The 20216-nt window shown below is 65.3% G+C and carries 18 protein-coding genes; 15 read left to right on the forward strand and 3 right to left on the reverse strand.

Annotation, left to right across the window (positions count from 1 at the left end; genetic code table 11):
* The first annotated feature begins 23 nt into the window (after window positions 1–23).
* Window positions 24–1877: a putative nucleotidyltransferase substrate binding domain-containing protein gene (locus CSW57_RS23160; RefSeq protein ID WP_099384956.1), complete on the forward strand. Its 1854-nt coding sequence runs from the start codon at window positions 24–26 to the stop codon at window positions 1875–1877.
* Here CSW57_RS23160 and ald read toward each other — a convergent pair.
* Window positions 1838–2992, reverse strand: a complete 1155-nt coding sequence (ald, locus tag CSW57_RS23165) for an alanine dehydrogenase (protein WP_099384957.1) — start codon at window positions 2990–2992, stop codon at window positions 1838–1840. The genes CSW57_RS23160 and ald overlap by 40 nt on opposite strands.
* A 125-nt stretch (window positions 2993–3117) precedes the next feature.
* On the opposite strand from ald, the gene CSW57_RS23170 reads away from it, so the two are divergent.
* Window positions 3118–3606 carry an Lrp/AsnC family transcriptional regulator gene (locus CSW57_RS23170; protein ID WP_099384958.1) on the forward strand — a complete coding sequence of 163 codons (489 nt, stop codon included), beginning with the start codon at window positions 3118–3120 and terminating at the stop codon, window positions 3604–3606.
* On the opposite strand, the gene CSW57_RS23175 is transcribed toward CSW57_RS23170, so the two are convergent.
* Together CSW57_RS23175 and CSW57_RS23180 are read right to left on the reverse strand one after the other, a co-directional pair.
* Window positions 3562–4806: an NAD(P)/FAD-dependent oxidoreductase gene (locus CSW57_RS23175; RefSeq protein ID WP_099384959.1), complete on the reverse strand. Its 1245-nt coding sequence runs from the start codon at window positions 4804–4806 to the stop codon at window positions 3562–3564. The genes CSW57_RS23170 and CSW57_RS23175 overlap by 45 nt on opposite strands.
* Window positions 4803–5153 (reverse strand): bifunctional 3-phenylpropionate/cinnamic acid dioxygenase ferredoxin subunit, encoded by a 351-nt coding sequence (locus CSW57_RS23180; protein WP_099385064.1) that lies wholly within the window; start codon window positions 5151–5153, stop codon window positions 4803–4805. Before CSW57_RS23180 ends, CSW57_RS23175 begins: the two co-directional genes overlap by 4 nt.
* Window positions 5154–5314: 161 nt before the next feature.
* Here CSW57_RS23180 and CSW57_RS23185 point away from each other — a divergent pair, with 161 nt between their 5' ends.
* The 13 genes from CSW57_RS23185 (at window position 5315) to CSW57_RS23245 (ending at window position 20145) form a co-directional block, all read left to right on the forward strand.
* A complete protein-coding gene (locus CSW57_RS23185; protein WP_099384960.1) occupies window positions 5315–6094 on the forward strand; it encodes an IclR family transcriptional regulator in 780 nt (259 codons plus the stop codon).
* A 128-nt stretch (window positions 6095–6222) separates the two neighbouring features.
* Window positions 6223–8694 (forward strand): GcvT family protein, encoded by a 2472-nt coding sequence (locus CSW57_RS23190; protein ID WP_099384961.1) that lies wholly within the window; start codon window positions 6223–6225, stop codon window positions 8692–8694.
* A gap of 50 nt (window positions 8695–8744) precedes the next feature.
* The gene (solA, locus tag CSW57_RS23195) at window positions 8745–9842 is read left to right on the forward strand and encodes an N-methyl-L-tryptophan oxidase (RefSeq protein WP_099385065.1); all 1098 of its coding nucleotides are present in this window, start codon (window positions 8745–8747) and stop codon (window positions 9840–9842) included.
* Entirely contained in the window at window positions 9839–11020 is a 1182-nt protein-coding gene (locus CSW57_RS23200) for an aromatic ring-hydroxylating oxygenase subunit alpha (RefSeq protein WP_099384962.1), read from the forward strand. The genes solA and CSW57_RS23200 overlap by 4 nt, the downstream gene beginning before the upstream one ends.
* Window positions 11021–11079: 59 nt before the next feature.
* Complete coding sequence (locus CSW57_RS23205; RefSeq protein ID WP_223249463.1) at window positions 11080–12558, forward strand: aldehyde dehydrogenase family protein; 1479 nt, start codon at window positions 11080–11082, stop codon at window positions 12556–12558.
* 96 nt (window positions 12559–12654) lie between these two features.
* Window positions 12655–14139, forward strand: a complete 1485-nt coding sequence (locus tag CSW57_RS23210) for an APC family permease (protein WP_223249482.1) — start codon at window positions 12655–12657, stop codon at window positions 14137–14139.
* Window positions 14140–14145: 6 nt separating this feature from the next.
* On the forward strand, window positions 14146–15696 hold the full coding sequence (locus CSW57_RS23215; protein ID WP_099384964.1) for a GMC family oxidoreductase: 1551 nt from the start codon (window positions 14146–14148) through the stop codon (window positions 15694–15696).
* 88 nt (window positions 15697–15784) lie between these two features.
* A complete protein-coding gene (dapB, locus tag CSW57_RS23220; RefSeq protein WP_099384965.1) occupies window positions 15785–16537 on the forward strand; it encodes a 4-hydroxy-tetrahydrodipicolinate reductase in 753 nt (250 codons plus the stop codon).
* Window positions 16538–16544: 7 nt separating this feature from the next.
* On the forward strand, window positions 16545–17039 hold the full coding sequence (locus tag CSW57_RS23225) for a hypothetical protein (RefSeq protein ID WP_099384966.1): 495 nt from the start codon (window positions 16545–16547) through the stop codon (window positions 17037–17039).
* Window positions 17032–17487, forward strand: a complete 456-nt coding sequence (locus CSW57_RS23230) for a flavodoxin family protein (protein WP_099385067.1) — start codon at window positions 17032–17034, stop codon at window positions 17485–17487. Before CSW57_RS23225 ends, CSW57_RS23230 begins: the two co-directional genes overlap by 8 nt.
* 63 nt (window positions 17488–17550) lie before the next feature.
* The gene (locus CSW57_RS23235; RefSeq protein ID WP_099384967.1) at window positions 17551–18396 is read left to right on the forward strand and encodes a thymidylate synthase; all 846 of its coding nucleotides are present in this window, start codon (window positions 17551–17553) and stop codon (window positions 18394–18396) included.
* 7 nt (window positions 18397–18403) lie between these two features.
* The gene (locus CSW57_RS23240; RefSeq protein WP_099384968.1) at window positions 18404–18904 is read left to right on the forward strand and encodes a dihydrofolate reductase; all 501 of its coding nucleotides are present in this window, start codon (window positions 18404–18406) and stop codon (window positions 18902–18904) included.
* Window positions 18901–20145, forward strand: coding sequence for a winged helix-turn-helix domain-containing protein (locus CSW57_RS23245; RefSeq protein ID WP_223249464.1), 1245 nt, complete (start codon window positions 18901–18903; stop codon window positions 20143–20145). Before CSW57_RS23240 ends, CSW57_RS23245 begins: the two co-directional genes overlap by 4 nt.
* Window positions 20146–20216 lie beyond the last annotated feature (71 nt).

The raw sequence follows: 20216 nt of genomic DNA on the forward strand, positions 1-20216 counted from the left end.
TCCCGGCCTGGCACGATGAGTCAATGGTCCAGATAGCGGAGTTCCTTGCCGCCTACCCGCCGTTCGACTCGCTCGACGAGTCGGAGATCGCACGGATCGCTGCGTCGTCGCGGCTCGAGCACCACGAGTCCGGAAGCCAGATCATGGACGGATTCAGTCGACCCGTCGAGGAACTCGCCGTTGTCGTAGCCGGCCAGGTGGAACTGTGGAACTCGCCCGATCACAAACCCGATGGTCCGGACGAGATCCTCGGGCCGGGCGGGGTGTTCGGCTACTCGGCGATGTTGACCGGATCGTCGATCGGGCCACTCGCCATCGCGGCTGGCCCGGTCCAGGTCTGTCGTGTCCCCAATCACGCTGTGCGGGCGGTCTTCTCGTCCCTTGCGGGCGCCGAGTTCCTCGCCCGCAAGCTCACCGTCGCGCAACGCACCGACTCGTTGTCAATCAACGACTACGGCACCGTGGACGAGCTGATCCGCACGGCCCCGGTGGTCGGCTCCGGATCGATGACGGTGCGAGAGGCCGCATCGGCCATCACCGAGCATCGCAGCGGCTACATCGTGATCCCCTGTGACGACGGGCGTTTCGGTGTGCTGACCGACCGCGACATCCGAGCCCGGGTGGTCGCCACCGGAGCAGATCTGCGGACCCCGGTGCACGAGGTCATGACCTTCCCCGCGATCACCGCGGTGACCAATGCGCCCGCTTCCGACGTACTCGTCAACATTCTGGAGCACGATCTGACCTGCGTCCCGGTGGTCGATCCGGGCGGCACGCTGCGGGGAGTTGTTCTGCCCGGTGACTTCGTCAATGCCCCTGCGGGTATCAGTGTTGCTCTGCGAGAACAGATCACGCGTGCCGACTCGATCGACACCCTGCAGGACCGTGGCAAGCGGATGCGATACCTGGTGGCTGATCTGCTGCGACGTGGTCGACCGTCCTTCGAGGTCACCGCCGTTCTGTCGGTGGTCACCGATGCCGTGGTGCGCCGTGCCCTCGAGATCGTCTTGGGTGGGCACCCAGAATTGGACCCCGCCGCCCTCACCTGGCTGTCGCTCGGCAGCAACGCGCGCCGGGAACCAGTTCTCAGTTCTGATGTGGACAGTGCGGTCTCGTTCGCCGAATCGGTGAACGACCCGGAGTCGATAGCGGCGTATCGCGCAGCGTTCGCCGAGGTCGGCGAGGTCTTACGCGGCTGCGGGCTGAGCATCGACAGCAACGGCGCATCGGCAGCGATGCCACTGTTCTCCCGCACCCACAGTCAGTGGCAGGAAGCGGCCAAGCAGTGGCTGATTTCGCCCCTGGACAACAAAGGCATGATCTTGGCCTCCCTACTGCTCGATGGCCGGCCCATCTGGGGTGATCCCGGTGTCACCGCCGTGTCCGAGGTGTTCGGCAACGTGCGGTCGCATCCTGGCACCATGCGACTGCTGCTTGCCGAATCGCTGTCGTACCGAGCGAAACTCCGCTCGATGCGCGACGTGTTGTCGCGGCGCGGTGGAACATTCGACATCAAGTCCCACGCGTTGATTCCCGTGATCAACATTGCCCGGTGGGCTGCGTTGAGCGTGCAGAGTCCGGAGTTGGGTACGCGCGCACGGTTGGGCGCTGCCGCAGGTAGTCCGATGCTCACCGAGGACAACGCCAACACCCTCATCGAGGTGTTCGAGGTACTGCAGAAGATTCGGTTGACCTACCAGGTAGCCCAACTCGACAGAGGTGAGAGGGCCACGGACGTGCTCACCATGTCCAGACTGTCACCGCTGGACCGCAGTCTTGTCGGACAGGCCGTGCGAGAGGTGTCGGCGGTCCAGCGGCGGATGGAGAACATGTCGCACTACTTGTCTGTTCGGGAGTTCGTCGACCCACCCGCGTGAGCGGAGTCGTCGAAGGGCGATGCGCCCATCGGGATCTCGAGATCGGCTGCCACGTGCGGGCACAGCATCTCACCTCGGTGGGTGCTCAAGCCCTTGGCGAGTGCGGTGTCGCGACGCAGCGCCTCGGCCCATCCGAGATCGGCCAGCTTCAGTACGTACGGCAAGGTTGCGCCTGTGAGCGCCATCGTCGAGGTCCGGGCGACCGAGCCCGGCATGTTGGCCACGCAGTAGAACACCGAGCCGTGCACCATGAACGTCGGGTCGTCGTGTGTGGTCGGTCGCGAGTCCTCGAAGCATCCACCCTGGTCGATGGCGATGTCGACAAGGACCGATCCTTCTCTCATCTCCGACACCAGCGTATTGGAGACCAGCACAGGGGCTTTCGCGCCTGGGACCAGAACCGCGCCGATCACGAGATCGGCGTTCTTGACCGCCTCGCCGAGCGCGAGCGCGGTGCTGTACCGGGTGTGTATCCGACCGGAGAAGCGGGCGTCGATCGCACGGAGCTTGGCGATGTCGAGGTCGAAAACGGTCACCGTCGCCCCCATGCCCATTGCGATGGTTGCGGCGTTCACACCACTGACCCCGCCCCCGATCACCACGACGTCGGCGGGGGCGGTACCCGGGACCCCGCCCATCAACACACCACGTCCACCGGCCGACCGCATCAGGTGATAGGCCCCGACCTGCGGGGCCAGCCGACCGGCGACCTCGCTCATCGGTGCCAGTAGCGGAAGCGAACCGTCCGCGGCCTGCACGGTCTCGTAGGCGATGGCAGTGGTACCGGACTGGAGCAGGGCGTCGGTGCACGCCCTGCTCGCCGCGAGGTGCAGGTAGGTGAAGAGCACCTGACCTTCTCGCATCAGCTCGTACTCGGGTGCGATGGGTTCTTTCACCTTGAGCAGGAGTTCGGCTTGCTCCCATACGGCCTGGGCGGTGCCCAATATCTGCGCGCCGGCTTCTTTGAAATCGGTGTCGGAGATGGCAGATCCGGCGCCGGCGTTCTGCTCGATGATGACCTCGTGGCCCCGCCGAGTCAGTTCGGCCACTCCTGCCGGGGTCACCGCGACCCGGTATTCGTTGTTCTTGATCTCGCGTGGGATTCCGACACGCATGACGTACTCCTTGTGATTTGAGGTAGGTCCAAGCGTGAAACTTGTTCGATTCCTGCGCAATATGTGTGACGATAATTCTCGATAGTCGTGTCTGTTCCGATAATTCTTCGATCTCGGAGGTTCGCATGTCACCTGAGCCGAATAATGTTCGACCGCGGGCGGCCGGGCTGGACGATGTCGATCGCAAGATCTTGGCGTTGCTGCAAGCCGATGCGCGTATGTCCAACAGTGCCCTGGCTGCCGAGGTGGGCATCGCCGCTTCGACCTGCCATGGCCGGATTCGCCGGTTGGTCGACATGGGAGTGGTGCGCGGGTTCTTCGCCGATATCGACCCGGCTGCGGTTGGACGACCGCTACGGGCGATGGTGGCGGTGAGTCTGCAATCGGACGCGCGCGGCCAGATCCGTCGCTTCGTGGCGGAGATCGGTGTGCACGACGAGGTGATCGACGTTTTCTTTCTCGCAGGTACGGACGATTACTTGCTCCATGTGGCCACGGCCGACACCGAGACGCTTCGTCAGTTCGTGGAGATGCTCAACTCGCGTCCCGAGGTGGCCGGGACCACAACGTCATTGGTGTTCGAGCACCTGCGCGGTTCGGCGCCGATCTTCTGAACGGTCGATGTATTTGCGTAGTCGGGTGAAAGTGCGGCCACCGCCCGCCGCCACCACGGCGACGGGCTCGTCGACGTCGCCATACACCGCCACGAAGCGATCCGACTCCAGATTGCCTTCGACGATGGTGGGCGAGTGCCCCGCGGGTATGGTCCCGCACACCTGAAGCCTCAGATCATACTGATCCGACCAGAAGTACGGCGCCGTGTACTTCGGCGGAGGCAGGCGCAGCAGCGACCGCGCCGCTCGTCGTGCATGATCGAGTGCCGCCGCCCAATGTTCCTGTCGCACATGGGTAGCCGTGATGGGGTTGTACACGCGGGCGCAGTCTCCGACCGCGTATACGCCGGCCACCGCGGTGGCGCACCGTTCGTCGGTGAGGAAGCCGCGGTCGATCGCCATCCCGGATGCGGCAGCCCACTCGGTGTTGGGGAGGGCTCCGATTCCGATCACCACAGTGTCTGCCGGTAGTTCGGTGCCGTCGGCGAGCGTCACCGACTCAACCCGGGCGGTTCCGTTGATCGTCTCGATCGCTGTCCCGGTACGCAAGGTCACCCCGTGGCCGGCGTGCACGCTGTGTAGCCAGTGCGCCAGTCGCGCACCGAGCAGGGCCGCACCGGGGGCCTCGGACGCCTCGACGATGGTCACCGCCATGCCCACTGCTGTTGCACTCGACGCCACTTCACATCCGACGAAACCGGCGCCGATCACAACCATGTGACCGCCACGCTGCATGGATTCGCGGAGCTCGAGGGCATCGTCAAGGGTTCTGAGGGTGTGTACGCCGGTCATGTCTGCGCCGATCAGGGTGCGCGGCCGAGCGCCGGTCGCCACCACCACGGTCGCTGCGGTGACCGAAGTGCCGTCGTCGAGCAGTACATCGTGCCCGGCTGCGTGATGGTCGATGCCGATCGCCGACGATCCCAGGCGCCATCGGAACGCACTCACATCCTCGTCGTCGGTCAGGCCGACGGGTACGCTGACCAACCCTTGGCACAGAACAGCTTTCGACAGTGGTGGCCTGTCATAGGGCAGATGGCCCTCCGCCCCGATGAGGGTGATCTCGCCGGTGTGCCCGAGTGCGCGTAGTTCCCGGGCGGTCGACAGACCGGCAAGCGAGGCCCCGACGATCGCCACGGAGGCGGTGGACGGGTCTGCGAGCGATGGTTCGGCCGTGGTGTCCGATGGCGTCCCGCTCACGCGGCGTCGTGCCCGGAGAGCTGCAGGTAGATCCGGCCGTCCTCGACCAGGGTCTGATGAGTGCGGACCGCGATCTTCGCCGGGGGTCCCGACGGCAGTCCGGTCCGGAGGTCGAAGCAGGCTTCGTGCAGCGGGCACTCCACCGCGCAGCCTTCCACCCAACCGTCGGCCAGCGACGTCTCCTGGTGCGTGCAGGTGTCGTCGATCGCGAACACCCCGTCTTCGGTGTGGAACACAGCGATGGGTGGCTGACCCGGGGGAGTGACACGCGCAACCTCCCCGGCCGGCAGGGCGTCGAGAGTGGACACCAAGTAGTGCTGAACGGCCTGGTCAGGAGTGATTGTCATGGCAGCCTCGATGAAGTCGGTGTACAACTCAATACGGTTGAGTTGCGTCAGTTGCAACTAAGTGCGGTATGCGCAACAGCGTCGCATCCGGCGAAGCGTCAGTCAAGCCGACCGGCCGGTTCCGGCGGTGTCCCGGGAGCGCCGCATTAGGCTGAGCGACGATGACTGAAGCCGAGAGTGAAACCCGTCCCGCATCGATCCAGTCGGTGGACCGCGCCCTCCAGGTGCTGGAGATCCTTGCCCGCCAGGGCCAGGGCGGGGTGTCGGATATTGCCGACACCCTCGGAGTCCACAAGTCGACGGTGTCCCGGATCGTCTCGGTCCTCGAGGCGCGGGGGTTCGTCGAACAGTTGTCTGATCGCGGCAAGTACCGGCTCGGCTTCACGATCGTGCGGTTGGCCGGGGCGACGATGGCGACCCGCGATCTGGGTAAGGAGAGTCGCGAGATCTGTGAGGCGCTTGCCGACGAGGCCGGCGAGACGGTGAATCTGGCGATCCTGGAAGGTGATCGGGCGATCAACATCACCGAGGCGAGCGGCCCGCTCGGGATCGCGCTGCGAACCTGGGTGGGGCAGAGTTCGCCCGCGCACGCGACATCCAGCGGCAAGGTCCTCCTCGCCGCCGTGCCGGAAGGGCGGTTGGGGCAGACCCTCGGTGATGAACTCGAGAGGTTCACCCCTCGCACCATCACCGACCTGACGGAGTTGCGCGAGCAGCTGCAACTGATCTCGGCGCGCGGGTGGTCCTGCGCAGTCGAAGAGCTCGAGGACGGCCTCAATGCGATCGCTGCGCCGGTTCGTGACCACACCGGCGATGTGATTGCGGCGCTGAGTATCTCCGGACCCAGCTTTCGGCTCACACCTGACGCGATGGATGCGTTCTCGCCTCGGTTATGTGGTGCGGCCCTGGACGTGAGCCGGAGACTCGGCTTCCCGGGCTGAGCTGCTCGATTGAGCTGTCCGCTTGACACATGGTTGGCGCGGCTTCACCATTTGTTGCGTAGGGCACGAACGCGTTGCGTAATACGCAACGTTCGGGCCGTCTCGCCGCAAACGTTTGGAGTCCCCGGGTGGTGCAACCGCGATTTCTGATCATCGGTGCGGGTGTGGTCGGATCGGCCTTGGCCGATGAGCTGACAGCGCTGGGATACACAGAGGTGACCGTCGTCGACCGCGGTCCACTCGCCCCTGGTCAGACGCCGATGACAGGTGGGTCAAGTTCGCACGCACCCGGATTGGTGTTCCAGACCAACCCGTCGCGGACCATGGCGGAGTTCGCGCACTACACGGCCACCAAGTTCAGGTCGTTGAACACGGCGGACAGCCTCTGTTTCAACACTGTCGGCGGGCTCGAGGTTGCCACAACGCCCGAGCGACTGGCCGACCTGCACCGGAAGGCGGGCTGGGCGCAGGTCGAGGGAATCGAAGCCGCGGTCGTCGATGTCGACGAGTGCGCGCGACTCCATCCGCTGATTGATCGAGACATCGTTCTGGGTGGCCTTCATACACCCGCCGATGGCCTGGCCGGTGCGCCGGCCGCGATCGGGATGCAGATGCGGCGGGCAATCGACCGGGGCGCAACGTTCTTCGGTGGCCAGCAGGTGATCGAGATCAGCCAACGGGCTGGTGTGGTGACCGGTGTCCGTACTACCGAGCGCACGTTCGAGGCCGACGTCGTGGTCTCGTGTGCCGGGTTCTGGGGCGCCGAACTCGGGAACCTGGTCGGACTGCGCGTGCCCCTGGTCCCGATGGGGCACCAGTACGCCAAAACCACTGCGCTGCCTGTTCTTCGGGATCATCGCGATCAAGCGCGAGGCCACGCCGACGCGAGACTGCCCATTCTTCGGCATCAGGACGCCGACCTCTACTATCGCCAGCACGGCGAGGCGGTGGGCATCGGCTACTACGGGCATCGCCCGATGCCGGTGGACATGGCCTCTCTCGAGGAATTGACCGCGGCCCAGCCGATGCCCTCGATGCTGCCCTTCACCGATACCGACTTCGCTCCTGCCTGGACCGAGTCGGTGCGCCTTCTGCCTGCGCTTGCCGAAGTCGGCGTGGTCGAGGGGTTCAACGGCATCTTCTCGTTCACCCCGGACGGGGGCCCGATGATGGGCGAACATCCCGCGCTGTCCGGATTCTGGGTGGCGGAGGCGGTGTGGGTCACGCATTCGGCCGGTGTGGCCAGGACGATGGCCCGGTGGATCACAGCCGGAACCCCCGACCTCGATCTCCATGGTTGTGACCTCGCCCGGTTCACCACTCCGCAGCTTTCGGTCGATTACGTGGCCGACACGAGTGCACAGGCTTTTGTCGAGGTGTACGACATCATCCATCCCCGCGACCAACGTTCGGTGCAGCGCGGCGTCGCCACGAGCCCGTTCCATGCGAGGCACGTGGACGCGGGAGCGGTGTTCCACACCGGCCGAGAGTGGGAGCGACCGGCCTGGTTCGAGAGCAACGCGGGCTTGGTCGACTGCGACGTCACATACCCCCGCGACGGATGGGCCGGCCGGAACTGGTCGCCGATCGTGCCGGCCGAAGCCCTCGCAACCCGCCGCCGTGTGGGCTTGTATGACATGACGTCGCTCATGCGGATCGAGGTCACGGGCGCCGACGCCACGAACTTCCTCGACAGGATGCTGACCCGTACGGTGCGGCGACCGATCGGGACGGTGATCTACGCGCTGCTCCTGGACGAGTCCGGCGGTGTCCGCAGTGATGTGACGGTTGCCCGGCTGGGCGAGAACACCTTTCAACTCGGTATAAACGGACCGATGGACATCGACTGGCTGCAACGTCATCGAGCCGACGCCGACGTCATCGTCACCGACATCACCGCCGCCACCTGTTGCGTGGGTGTATGGGGGCCGCTGGCCCGTGAACTGGTGGCGCCTCTGTGCTCGATCGATCTGTACGACACCACACTTGGTTACTACCAGGCTGCCCGCGCGATCATCGGCGGCATTCCGGTGACCATGATGCGTATCTCCTACGTCGGCGAGCTGGGTTGGGAGATATACGCCGACGCCGCGCACGGCGAATTGTTGTGGGACACATTGGCGGACGCGGGAGAACCACTCGGTGCGGTGTGGGCGGGGCGCGGGGCGCTGGACGTGTTGCGCCTGGAAAAGGGTTACCGCGCCTGGGGCACCGACGTGGATGCCGAGATGTCTCCCGAGGAAGCAGGGTTGTCCTTCGCGGTGGGAAAGATGCACGACTTCCTCGGCAGGCACGCGCTCGAGGCGAGGGTGGTGCGCTCCAAGCTCCACACCCTCGTCGCTCGAGACCCACAGGCGATCGTCATGGGTGGCGAGCCGGTGTCCGCGACCGGTCAGGTGGTCGGCGTTGTCACCTCGGCTGCATACTCCGCACTGGTGGGCCGGACGATTTGCTATGCCCGACTGGCGCCGCACCTGTCTGTCGGAGACACCGTCGCCGTGGAGTACTTCGGGGAGCTCCTCGACTTCGCCATCACCGAACCGGTGCTCGTCGACCCAGAGGGAGCACGTGTCAAAGGTCTGATCGGAGTGAACAATTGAGTGACCGCAGCGCGGGGAACTACGACGTCATCGTCCTGGGTCTGGGCGGGATGGGATCATCGGCCGCCTATCACCTGGCGCGCCGAGGTATGCGGGTCCTCGGGCTCGAGCGGTTCGCGGCTGCGCACGACAAGGGGTCCAGCCACGGCGGATCGAGGATCATCCGGCAGTCGTATTTCGAAGACCCCGCCTATGTGCCGCTGCTGCTGCGCTCCTACGAACTGTGGGAGGAGCTCAAGCAGAACAGCGGTGTCGACGTCTACTCGATCACCGGTGGTCTGTTCATCGGCCCACCCGACTCGACGACCTTCTCTGGTTCACTGCGGGCATCAGAGCAGTGGGGTCTGGACCACGAGGTACTGACCGATCGTGAGGTGCACCAACGCTTTCCGGCCTTTGAGCCGCCCGCGGGACAGTATGCACTCTGTGAGCGTATGGCGGGTTTCGCACGACCAGAGTTCACCGTCCGGGCCCACATCGGGCTGGCAGAGCGGGCGGGTGCCGACCTCCACTTCGGAGAACCGGCGCTCTCGTGGACCGACGACGTCAACGGGGTGAGCGTCCGCACCGAGGCCGGTACGTATCAGGCCCCGCAGCTCGTCGTGTGCCCGGGCGCGTGGGCACCGAACATACTGTCCGACATCGGGATCCGGATCAAGATCGAGCGACAGGTGATGTACTGGATCGATCACTCGCCGGGGTCGCCGTCGATGGAAGGCGGCCCGATCTACATCCAGGAGAACAACAACGTCGAGCAGATCTACGGGTTCCCGCCGATCGACGGTCCTGCAGGCGGAGCAAAGGTGGCGTTCTTCCGTAAGGGAACCGAATGCACACCGGACACGATCGACCGGAAAGTTCACCCGGATGAGCGCAGGGACATGCTGGACCGGGTTTCGCAGTTGCTTCCGGGGTTGAGCGGTCCGGTTCTGGACACGGCCACGTGCATGTACTCGACGACTCCGGACGAGAACTTTGTCATCGCCCGCCACCCGCTGCACACCAACGTCTCGGTCGCCTGCGGGTTCTCGGGCCACGGGTTCAAGTTCGTGCCAGTGGTCGGGGAGATACTCGCCGATCTGGTCGAGCACGGCACCACCGACCATCCGATCGCCCTGTTCGATCCGGCCAGACTGGCAAGCGCATGACCGTCACCGAGCCGGCGGATTCGCCGGCATCGGGGCGTCATCCCTCGAGGCCCTCTTCTACGTTTTCGGAACCGGCGTTGATTCCCACGCTCGCAGGCGAGGCGTACACCGATCCGAGTTTCTTCGCGGCCGAGCAGGAGCGGATCTTCGAGCGGATGTGGTTCTGCGCCGTGCTCGCCGCCGATGTACCCACGGCAGGCTCGTTCCGCACAGTCGTGGTCGGTCGCGAAAGCGTGCTGGTCGTCCGGGGTCGCGACGGGACATTACGTGCGTTCCTCAACAGTTGCCGTCACCGCGGTGCACTCATCTGTGACCAGCCCGAGGGGCAGGTGCGGCGCAATCTGCAATGCCCGTATCACGCCTGGACCTACGGGCTGGACGGAAAACTCGTCGCTGCACCCAACCTGGCCGATCTCGGTGACATCGACCGGGCCGCTTACGGTCTGATCCCCGTCGCCGCCACCGAGTGGCTCGGCTACCTGTGGGTCTGTCTGGCCGACACCCCGCCGTCGTTTGCCGACGAGGTCGTCGGCGCCGTGACGGACAGGCTCGGGAGCACGGAGTCGATCGAGCGATACGAGGTCGATCAGTTGGTACTGGGCCGACGTGAGCGGTACGAGGTCGCCGCGAACTGGAAGCTCATCATCGAGAACTTCATGGAGTGCTATCACTGCGCCACCATCCACCCGGAGTTGACCGAGGTGCTGCCGGAGTTCGCCGACGGTCTGGCGGCCCAGTACTACGTGGGCCACGGCGCACTGTTCGGCGAGGATGTCGAAGGATTCACCGTCGACGGTTCGGCCGGCCACGGGACGTTGCCGGCGTTGTCGGATGCGCAAGATCGCCGGTACTACGCCATCACGGTACGGCCGCAGGTTTTCATCAACCTGGTACCCGACCATGTGATCGTGCACCGGATGTACCCGGTGGCGGTCGACGCCACGGTTGTCGAATGCGACTGGCTCTATCGGCGAGAAGTGGTGGATTCAGGTGCGGACCTGGACAAGTCGGTCGAGTTGTTCCACCGGGTCAATCTCCAGGACTTCGCCGCGTGTGAGCGCACTCAGCCGGGCATGTCCTCTCGTGCCTACCGCCGCGGCGGCGTACTGGTTCCCGCCGAGCACCACATCGGCGAGTTTCATGATTGGGTACGTACGGAGGTCGATCCGGCGTCATAGTTGTTCCACGACACACCCGGCCGCGCGAGATCGGCCCAGGGCGAGAGGAGTCCGACCGCGTGGCAGATCTGTTGATCGGAGGCAAGTGGGTCGCCTCGTCCTCGGGCGAGCGACGCGATTGCATCAATCCCGCAGACGGTTCGGTGGTGGCCACGGTCGACGAGGCGAGTGCCGATGATGCTCGTGCTGCCGTCGACGCGGCCCGCGCCGCCTTCCCGGTATGGTCTGCCACCGCTGTCGCCGAGCGCGCCGCTGCTCTCGACAGCATCGCGGACCTCCTCGGCCGCGACCGCGAGCAGCTGGCCCGTATCGAAACCCTCGACACGGGGAAGACACTGGCAGAGAGCCACATCGACATCGACGATGTGATCTCGGTGTTCCGGTACTACGCGAATCTGGCACGCACTCAGGCCGACCGGGTCGTCGATGTCGGCAACCCGGAGGTGATCTCGCGGGTGGTGGCCGAACCCGCAGGGGTCTGCGTGATGATCGCCCCGTGGAACTACCCGCTGCTGCAGATCTCGTGGAAGGTGGCTCCGGCGCTGGCGGCAGGTTGCACCATGGTGCTCAAACCCAGTGAGGTGACCCCCCTTTCGACCATCGAGTTCGCAAAGCTGATGTCGGAGGCAGGTGTCCCGGACGGGGTGGTGAACCTGGTCCAGGGGAGCGGCGCTGCGGTCGGCGGTGCGCTCACCGACAACCCCGACGTCGATCTCATCTCGTTCACCGGTGGACTCGCCACCGGTCAGAAGATCTCCGAGGTGGCGGCCAAGCATGTCACCAGGGTTCTCGTCGAACTGGGCGGGAAGAACCCGCACATCGTCTTCGCCGATGCGCTTGCGGACGACCAGGCGTTCGCCAATTCGGTGGACCAGGTGCTCACAGGTGTATTCCTTCATTCCGGCCAGGTGTGCTCGGCCGGAACCCGATTGATCATCGAGGAGTCGGTGGCCGATGACTTCGTCGACGCGCTGGTCACCGCGGCCGAGCAGATCGTGATGGGTCCGGGCCTCGACCCGGCGAGCAGGACCGGCCCCCTGGTGTCCGAAGCGCAGTTGCGCAAGATGCAGGAGTTCGTCCGGGTGGGTGTCGAGGAGGGAGCCGCCCTCGTCGCCGGCGGACGACAGCCCGATGACGAGGAACTCGCGTCCGGGTTCTTCTTCCTGCCGACCATCTTCGACCACTGCGATCGGAGCATGCGGCTGATCCGGGAGGAGACGTTCGGTCCGATCCTCACCGTCGAGCGATTCAGCTCCGAGGCCGAGGCGCTCGAACTCGGCAACGACACGGAGTACGGCCTCGCTGCAGGTGTCCGCACCTTCGATGCCGCCAAGGCCGAGCGCATGGCCCGCGGGCTGCGCCACGGCACCGTGTGGGTCAACGATTTCGGCTACTACACCCCGGCCGCGGAATGGGGTGGTTTCGGGCGATCCGGCAACGGACGCGAACTCGGACCGACAGGGCTGTCGGAATACCAAGAGCTCAAACATATTTGGAACAACACCGCGGCGCCCGCCGCGGGATGGTTTTCCGGCTAGGCGAGGCGTCCTTCGAAAGGTTATGGCCCAATGACCACAACGCAACCTGGGGGCGCGCCCCCGCCCGGATCCACATCTTCGTCCACCGACACCGGGATGGAGCATTTCGGTTACAAGCCCAGCCTTGATCGCAGTATCGGCAAGTTCGCCAGTTTCGCGGCCGGCGTGTCCTACATCTCGATCTTGACCGGCACCTTCCAGTTGTTCTACTTCGGTTTCGGTACCGCCGGTCCGGCGTACCTGTGGTCCTGGCCGCTGGTGTTCATCGGGCAGATGGCCGTGGCTCTGTGTTTCATGGAACTGGCCGCGAAGTACCCGGTCGCGGGCTCGGTCTACAACTGGTCAAAACTGTTGGGCAGCAGGATCGTCGGCTGGTCATCGGGTTGGCTGATGCTCACGGCGTCGATCGTCACGCTCGCGGCCGTGGTTTTGGCACTGCAGCTCAACCTGCCCCGTTTGTGGAGTGGTTTCCAGATCATCGGCGACGGCAGCGGAGAGTACGACTACGCGGGTAACGCGGTCATCCTCGGCACGATACTGATCATCATCACCACGGTCATCAACGCGCTCGGCGTGAAGCTGATGGCCATGATCAACAGCGCGGGTGTGTTCATCGAACTCATCGCGGCTGTCCTGATCGCAATCATTCTGGCGGCCAACATCGAACGTGGCCCTGATGTGTTCTTCTCCACGAACGGCTACGGCACCGGAGAGAGCGGTGGCTACCTCGGTGCGTTCTTGATCGCCTCTCTTGCCTCGGGCTATGTGATGTACGGATTCGACACGGCCAGCTCACTCGGCGAGGAGACGATGGAGCCGCGGCGCACGGCGCCCAAGGCCATCTTTCGAGCGATTCTGGCGTCCTTTGTCATCGGCGGCGCCATCCTCGTGTTCGCGGTCATGGCTGCGCCCGATCTCGACGATCCGGCGCTCGGCGAGCAATCTGGCAGTCTGCAGGGCATCGTCGAGGCCGTGATGTGGGGACCGCTCGGCGACATCTTCCTGGTGTGCATCGTGATCGCGGTGATCGTGTGTTCGCTTGCCGTGCACACTGCGGCGATCCGGCTGACGTTCGCGATGGCGCGCGATAACGCCCTGCCGTTCGGCAATGCCCTGGCCCGCGTTCACCCCAAGACCCAGACCCCGGTGGTGCCGGCCATCGTGATCGGCGTGTTGGCCGTGCTGATCCTGGTCATCAACATCAACCAGCCGAAGATCTTCACGGTCCTGACCTCGATCGCCATCATCATGATCTATCTCGCGTACCTCATGGTGACCGCTCCGTTGCTCAAGAAGCGTCTGCAGGGGCAGTGGCCGCCGAAGGACCTCAAGGAAGACGGATATTTCACCATGGGACGGTGGGGGATGTTCGTCAACATCGTCGCCGTCGTCTGGGGAGCCGCGATGGCGCTGAACCTCGCCTGGCCGCGGGAAGCGGTGTACGGCACCCCTTGGTACAACACCTGGGGTGCGTTCGTGTACATCGGCATCATCCTGGCCGCCGGGCTGCTGTGGTACGGCCTCAAAGGACGTCACCACATCGGGGTGCTCCGATCTCACGCATCGTCCACCAAGGAGTGAATCCCTGTGCCGCAGCAGCATTTCGACTATGTGATCGCCGGGGGAGGCACAGCGGGATGTGTGCTCGCGGCCCGGCTGAGTGAAGATCCGTCGGTGACGGTGTGCCTGGTCGAGGCGGGGCCCACCGATGTCGACAACAAGGACATCCTGGAACTCGCGGCGTGGATGCACCTGCTCGACTCGGGCTATGACTGGGACTACCCGGTCGAACCGCAAGAGATCGGAAACTCGTTCCTGCGGCATGCCCGCGCAAAGGTGTTGGGCGGATGCTCCTCTCACAATTCCTGTATCGCGTTCTGGCCGCCGGCCGAGGGGTTGGCGGAGTGGGAGGCGTCCGGACTGACGGGGTGGGGTCCGGATTCGATCTGGCCGCTGGTGCGCAAGCTCGAACGCAACGACGCCGAGGGCGCACACGGACACGACGGCCCAGTCCGGTTACGGGACGTGCCACCGGGTGACCCTTGCGGCGCAGCCGTTCTCGAGGCGGCCGCCCAGGTCGGGCTGCCCACCGTGGGATTCAACCGCGGTGAGACCGTGCTGAACGGCGCCGGATGGTTCCAGATCAACGCCGACGAAGACGGCACCAGAATGAGCACCTCGCATGCCTATCTGCATCCCATTCTGGGGTCGCGGCCGAACCTCGAGGTACGCACCGGGTGTTTCGTCAGTGAGGTGGTCTTCGAAGGCACCGCAGCCGTCGGGGTGCGCTACCAGCGGCCAGACCTGACCGGGTACGACGTGGTGTCCGCGACGCGCGAGGTGATCGTGACCGCCGGGGCCATCGACACCCCGAAACTGCTCATGCTCTCGGGGATCGGTCCGGCAGAGCACCTACGGGACGTGGGCATCGAGGTTCGCGTCGACGCGCCCGGTGTGGGTGCAAATCTCGACGATCACGTCGAGGGGCTGGTGTTCTGGGAATCCTCGCGTCCGATGGTCACCACGTCGAGCCAGTGGTGGGAGATCGGATTGTTCGCCACCACCGAGCCGGATCTTGTGCTGCCGGACCTGATGATGCACTACGGGAGTGTGCCGTTCGACATGAACACCCTGCGGTGGGGTTATCCGACCACCGACAACGGCTTCTGTCTGACTCCCAATGTCACACAAGGACTTTCGCGCGGAACCGTGCGGCTGCGCAGTCCCGACTTCCGTGACCGCGCGAAGGTGGACCCGCGGTACTTCACCGATCCGGACGGCCACGACGACCGCGTGATGCTGGCCGGTGTGAAGCTCGCACGCACCATCGCCGAGCAATCACCGCTCAAGCAGTGGATCGCGCGCGAGTTGGCCCCGGGGCCCGACGCCGTCACCGATGACGAACTCCTCGACTACATCCACAAGACGCACAACACGGTCTATCACCCGGCGGCCACCGCGCGGATGGGTCCCGACGGTGATCCGATGGCCGTGCTCGATCCGCAATTGCGCGTACGTGGCACCCAGCGGCTCCGGGTCGTGGACGCGTCGGCAATGCCCAAGCTCCCGGCGGTGAACCCGAACATCACCGTGATGGCCATGGGAGAGAAGTGCGCCGAGCTGATCAAGGCAACGTGAACGGCCTGCGCCACCGTCGGGCCCGCTGACCAGATGCCCACTGACCAGATGCCCACTGACCAGATGCCCACTGACTAGACTCGGCCGGGTGAATGACCAGATCAATGTCGGCGTACTCGGTTCCGGCGGCAAAGTCGGGCAGGCCATCGTCGATGCGGTCGAGGCCGCCTCGGACCTGAGGTTCAGCGCCGGCGTCGACAAGGACGACCCGTTGACGCGTTTCGTCGAGACCGGTACGTCGGTGGTGGTCGACTTCACCCACCCCGACGTGGTGATGGACAACCTCGAGTTCCTGATCCACAGCGGCATCCATGCCGTGGTCGGGACAACGGGTTTCGACGACAATCGGCTCGACACCGTCCGCGGCTGGCTGGAGAAGAAGCCGGACGTCGGCGTGCTCATCGCACCCAACTTCGCGATCGGCGCCGTGCTGAGCATGCGGTTTGCCCAGCAGGCTGCCCGCTTCTTCGACTCTGTCGAGGTCGTCGAACTACATCACCCGCACAAGGCCGATGCCCCGTCCGGGACCGCGTACCGGACCGCACGACTGATCGCCGAAGCCCGCGCGGCGGCGGGCGTGCCGATCAGCCCGGATGCCACCAGCACCGAACTCGAAGGCGCACGCGGGGCCGACGTCGAAGGTGTTCGTGTCCACTCGGTTCGTCTGGCGGGCTTGGTCGCCCACCAGGAGGTGCTCCTCGGGACGCAGGGGGAGACGTTGACCATCAGGCATGACTCGATCGACCGGACGTCGTTTGCGCCCGGAGTGCTGCTCGGCGTCCGCCAGATAGCGTCTCGGCCCGGCCTCACCGTGGGTCTCGACGAGTTGATGGACCTGTGAGCAACCGGTGAGTGACAAGCGCGCAGATGCCCGGCCGATCGTCCTCGCGATCGCGGCACTGGTTCTGGTGCTCTGCTTCTATTTCGTTCTGCTGGGCACGCGGGGTGTCGATCTGCTGACCAGTGGCGAGGCTGTCGGAGTCGGTCTCGGAATCGGTGTGCTCATCCTGCCGTTGCTGGGTGTCTGGATGGTGGTCGCAACACTGCGGGCCGGGCTCGCCCATCAGCGGCTCGCCAGACGAATGGCAGAAGAGGGCACCGAGCTGGACGTCTCCGCGTTGCCCAGGCGCCCGTCCGGCCGGATCGAACGCGAGGCGGCGGACGAGTTGTTCGCGCAGGTCAAGGCCGAATGGGAAGCAGACCCCGGCGATTGGCGCGCCACCTACCGCATCGCCCGGGCCTACGACTACGCCGGTGACCGTTCCCGTGCCCGTGAGATGATGAAACGCGCTGTCGCGCAAGAGAAGGAATCGAGTACCGCCGACGGCCGTGCTGATGGCTGACGCGCGGACATTGCTCGTGGTGCATCACACGCCGTCACCGCCGACCCGTGAGCTGCTGGAGAAAGTGCTCGATGGCACGGCCGACCCAGAGATCTCCGGTGTGCGAGTGCGGCCCATCGCGGCGCTTGCGGCCACCGTGCCCGACGTCTTGGCCGCCGACGGTTTCCTGTTCGGCACCCCGGCCAACTTCGGGTACATGTCGGGCGCACTGAAGCACTTCTTCGACACCGTCTACTACCCGGTGCTCGGATCGGTGACCGGCAAGCCGTACGGCTTGTGGGTACACGGCAACAACGACACCGCGGGGGCGGTGGCTTCCGTTCAGCGCCTTGCAACGGGGTTGGAACTCGAGCCTGCGGCTGCGCCGCTCGAGATCACGGCAATCGACCCGTCCATGCGTGAGGCGTGTTACGAGCTGGGGGCAGTGCTGGCGGCCACAATAGCCTGAGCCGCCGTCCTGCTCGAGGGCGTGCGATGACTGGATGGTTCGCCGCGGCGACACGCAAAAACGATGCCGAGTCCGACGCACCCTAGACTTGACCCCGTGACGGACGCGGACAAGATCCCAACCCCGTACGAGGACCTGCTTCGGCTTGTGCTCGACACGGGAACGCCCAAAGCCGACCGCACCGGTACCGGCACCCGGAGCCTGTTCGGTCATCAGCTCCGATACGACCTCGCCGAGGGTTTCCCGCTGATCACCACCAAGCGGGTGCACCTGAAATCGATCGTCTACGAGCTCCTGTGGTTCCTCCGTGGCGATTCGAACGTGCGGTGGCTGCAGGACCGCGGCGTGACCATCTGGGACGAGTGGGCCGACGCCGATGGCGAGCTCGGGCCGGTCTACGGCGTGCAGTGGCGCAGCTGGCCGACCCCGTCGGGCGAACACATCGACCAGGTCTCCGCCGCGCTCGAGCTGCTGCGCAGCGACCCCGACTCCCGGCGCAACATCGTCTCCGCGTGGAACGTGGGCGAGATACCGCAGATGGCTCTGCCTCCGTGCCACGCGTTTTTTCAGTTCTATGTCGCCGACGGCAAACTCTCGTGCCAGCTCTATCAGCGCAGCGCTGACCTGTTTCTCGGGGTGCCGTTCAACATCGCGTCGTATGCGCTCCTGACCCACATGATGGCCGAGCAGGCGGGCCTCGGTGTGGGCGAGTTCGTCTGGACCGGCGGCGATTGCCACATCTACGACAATCATGTCGAGCAGGTCACCACCCAGCTCCAGCGCGACCCGTATCCCTACCCACGCTTGTCGCTGGCGCGGCGGGACTCCATCTTCGACTACGAGTACTCCGATATCGAGGTCCTCGACTACCGCTACCACCCGGGCATCAAGGCGCCGGTGGCGGTCTAGTTCGCCGATGACAATCGCACTCATCTGGGCTCAGGCTGCCGACGGCGCAATCGGTCGTGGTGGCGACATACCGTGGCATCTGCCCGAGGACCAACGGTACTTTCGGCAGATCACCGGTGCGCACCCGGTGGTGATGGGGCGGCGTACCTGGGATTCGCTCCCGGCTCGATTCCGCCCTCTGCCGGGTAGGGCCAACCTTGTCGTCACCCGCAATGTGCAATGGTCCGCAGACGGGGCGCAAACCCACCCGAGCGTGCGCGACGCCCTCGACGCCGGTCTCCACCTCGACGATACGGTCTTTGTCATGGGCGGTGGTGAGATCTACGGCGCAGCAATGGAATCGGCGCACGAGGCGTATGTCACCGAGATCGACCTCGAGGTGTCTGATGCCGATACCTGGGCGCCTGCACTCGATCCCGGCCGATGGTCGCTGGAATCCGACGGAGGCTGGCTCGAGTCGCCCACCGGTGTCCGGTATCGATTTCTTCGGTACTCGGCGTCGCCGTGACAACCGTTCGACGCGCCCGGGCTGAATCGCTGTCGGCGACGCAGGCCCGCAGAATCGCCCTCGCCGCACAGGGTTTCACAGACCGCCGGCCCGAAGGTCCGGTGACCCGGCGTCACCTGCAGCGCGTCTTGGACCGAGCCCGCCTGTTTCAGATGGACTCGGTCAGCGTGGCCGTACGGGCTCATTACATGCCGCTGTACAGCCGGCTCGGTTTCTACGATCGCGGCCTCCTCGAACAGGCCGCGTGGGAACCCACCGCTCGTCGTCCCGCGCTCTTGGCCGAGTACTGGGCACACGAAGCCGCACTGATCCCCATCGAGCATTGGCCGCTGTTCCGTTGGCGGATGGAGGATTTCCAGCACGGGCGCTACAAGGAAGCAGTCGGTGACCCACAAGCCGCCGCGATGCGCACACAGATCCGCGAAGCGGTCGCCGAGTTGGGGCCCTGTACGAGCGGGATGCTCGAAGATCATCTCGGCCACGCGAAGCGGACGCGCAAAGGTACCTGGTGGGACCGCAGCCACGTGAAGTACCTGTGCGAGGTGATGTTCGCTGCGGGTGAGCTGGCTGCGGTGCGCCGCAGCGGTTTCGCCAGGTATTACGACCTCACCGAGAACATCGTCGGGGAGTACGCCGCGGTCACCGTGCCCCGGGACGAGGCAATCCGCGAATTGGTCGCCGGTTCGGTGACCGCGCTCGGTGTCGGCACCGAGGTCGACATCCGCGATTACTACCGCCTCAAGCCGCAGGCGGCCCGCGAGGCACTGAACGATCTCGTCGCCGCCGGGCGTGTCCAGCCGGTGGAGGTCGAGGGCTGGGCGAAGCCGGCATTCCTCGACCCCGCCGCGCGACTACCGCGAAAGGTCGAACGTACGGCCCTGCTCAGCCCATTCGATTCGTTGGTGTTCTTCAGGCCTCGTACCGAGCGGCTGTTCGATTTCCACTACCGGATCGAAATCTATGTTCCCGAGGCCAAGCGCGTGCACGGCTATTACGTCTTCCCGTATCTGATGGGCGAGCGGCTCGTGGCTCGGGTGGACCTCAAGACCGACCGGGCAGGTGATCAGTTGCTGGTGCTCGGTGCGTTCTGCGAGAGCCGGGCCGATCCGCTGCAGGTGGCCACCGCGTTGGCCGCGGACCTGCTGGACATGGCACAGTGGCTCGGCGTCAGCAGGGTCGAGGTCGGTTCGCGGGGCGATTTGGCAGCCCCTCTCACCGCCGCCGTGCACTCTCGACACTGAACCCGTCCCTCGGCCCGACCATCAGGTCCGGGGCGGTGAAGGGGACAATCGGTGCTCCAACACGAAGAAAG

This window comes from Williamsia muralis (genome assembly GCF_002735905.1).
Classification (GTDB): Bacteria; Actinomycetota; Actinomycetes; order Mycobacteriales; family Mycobacteriaceae; genus Williamsia; species Williamsia muralis_A.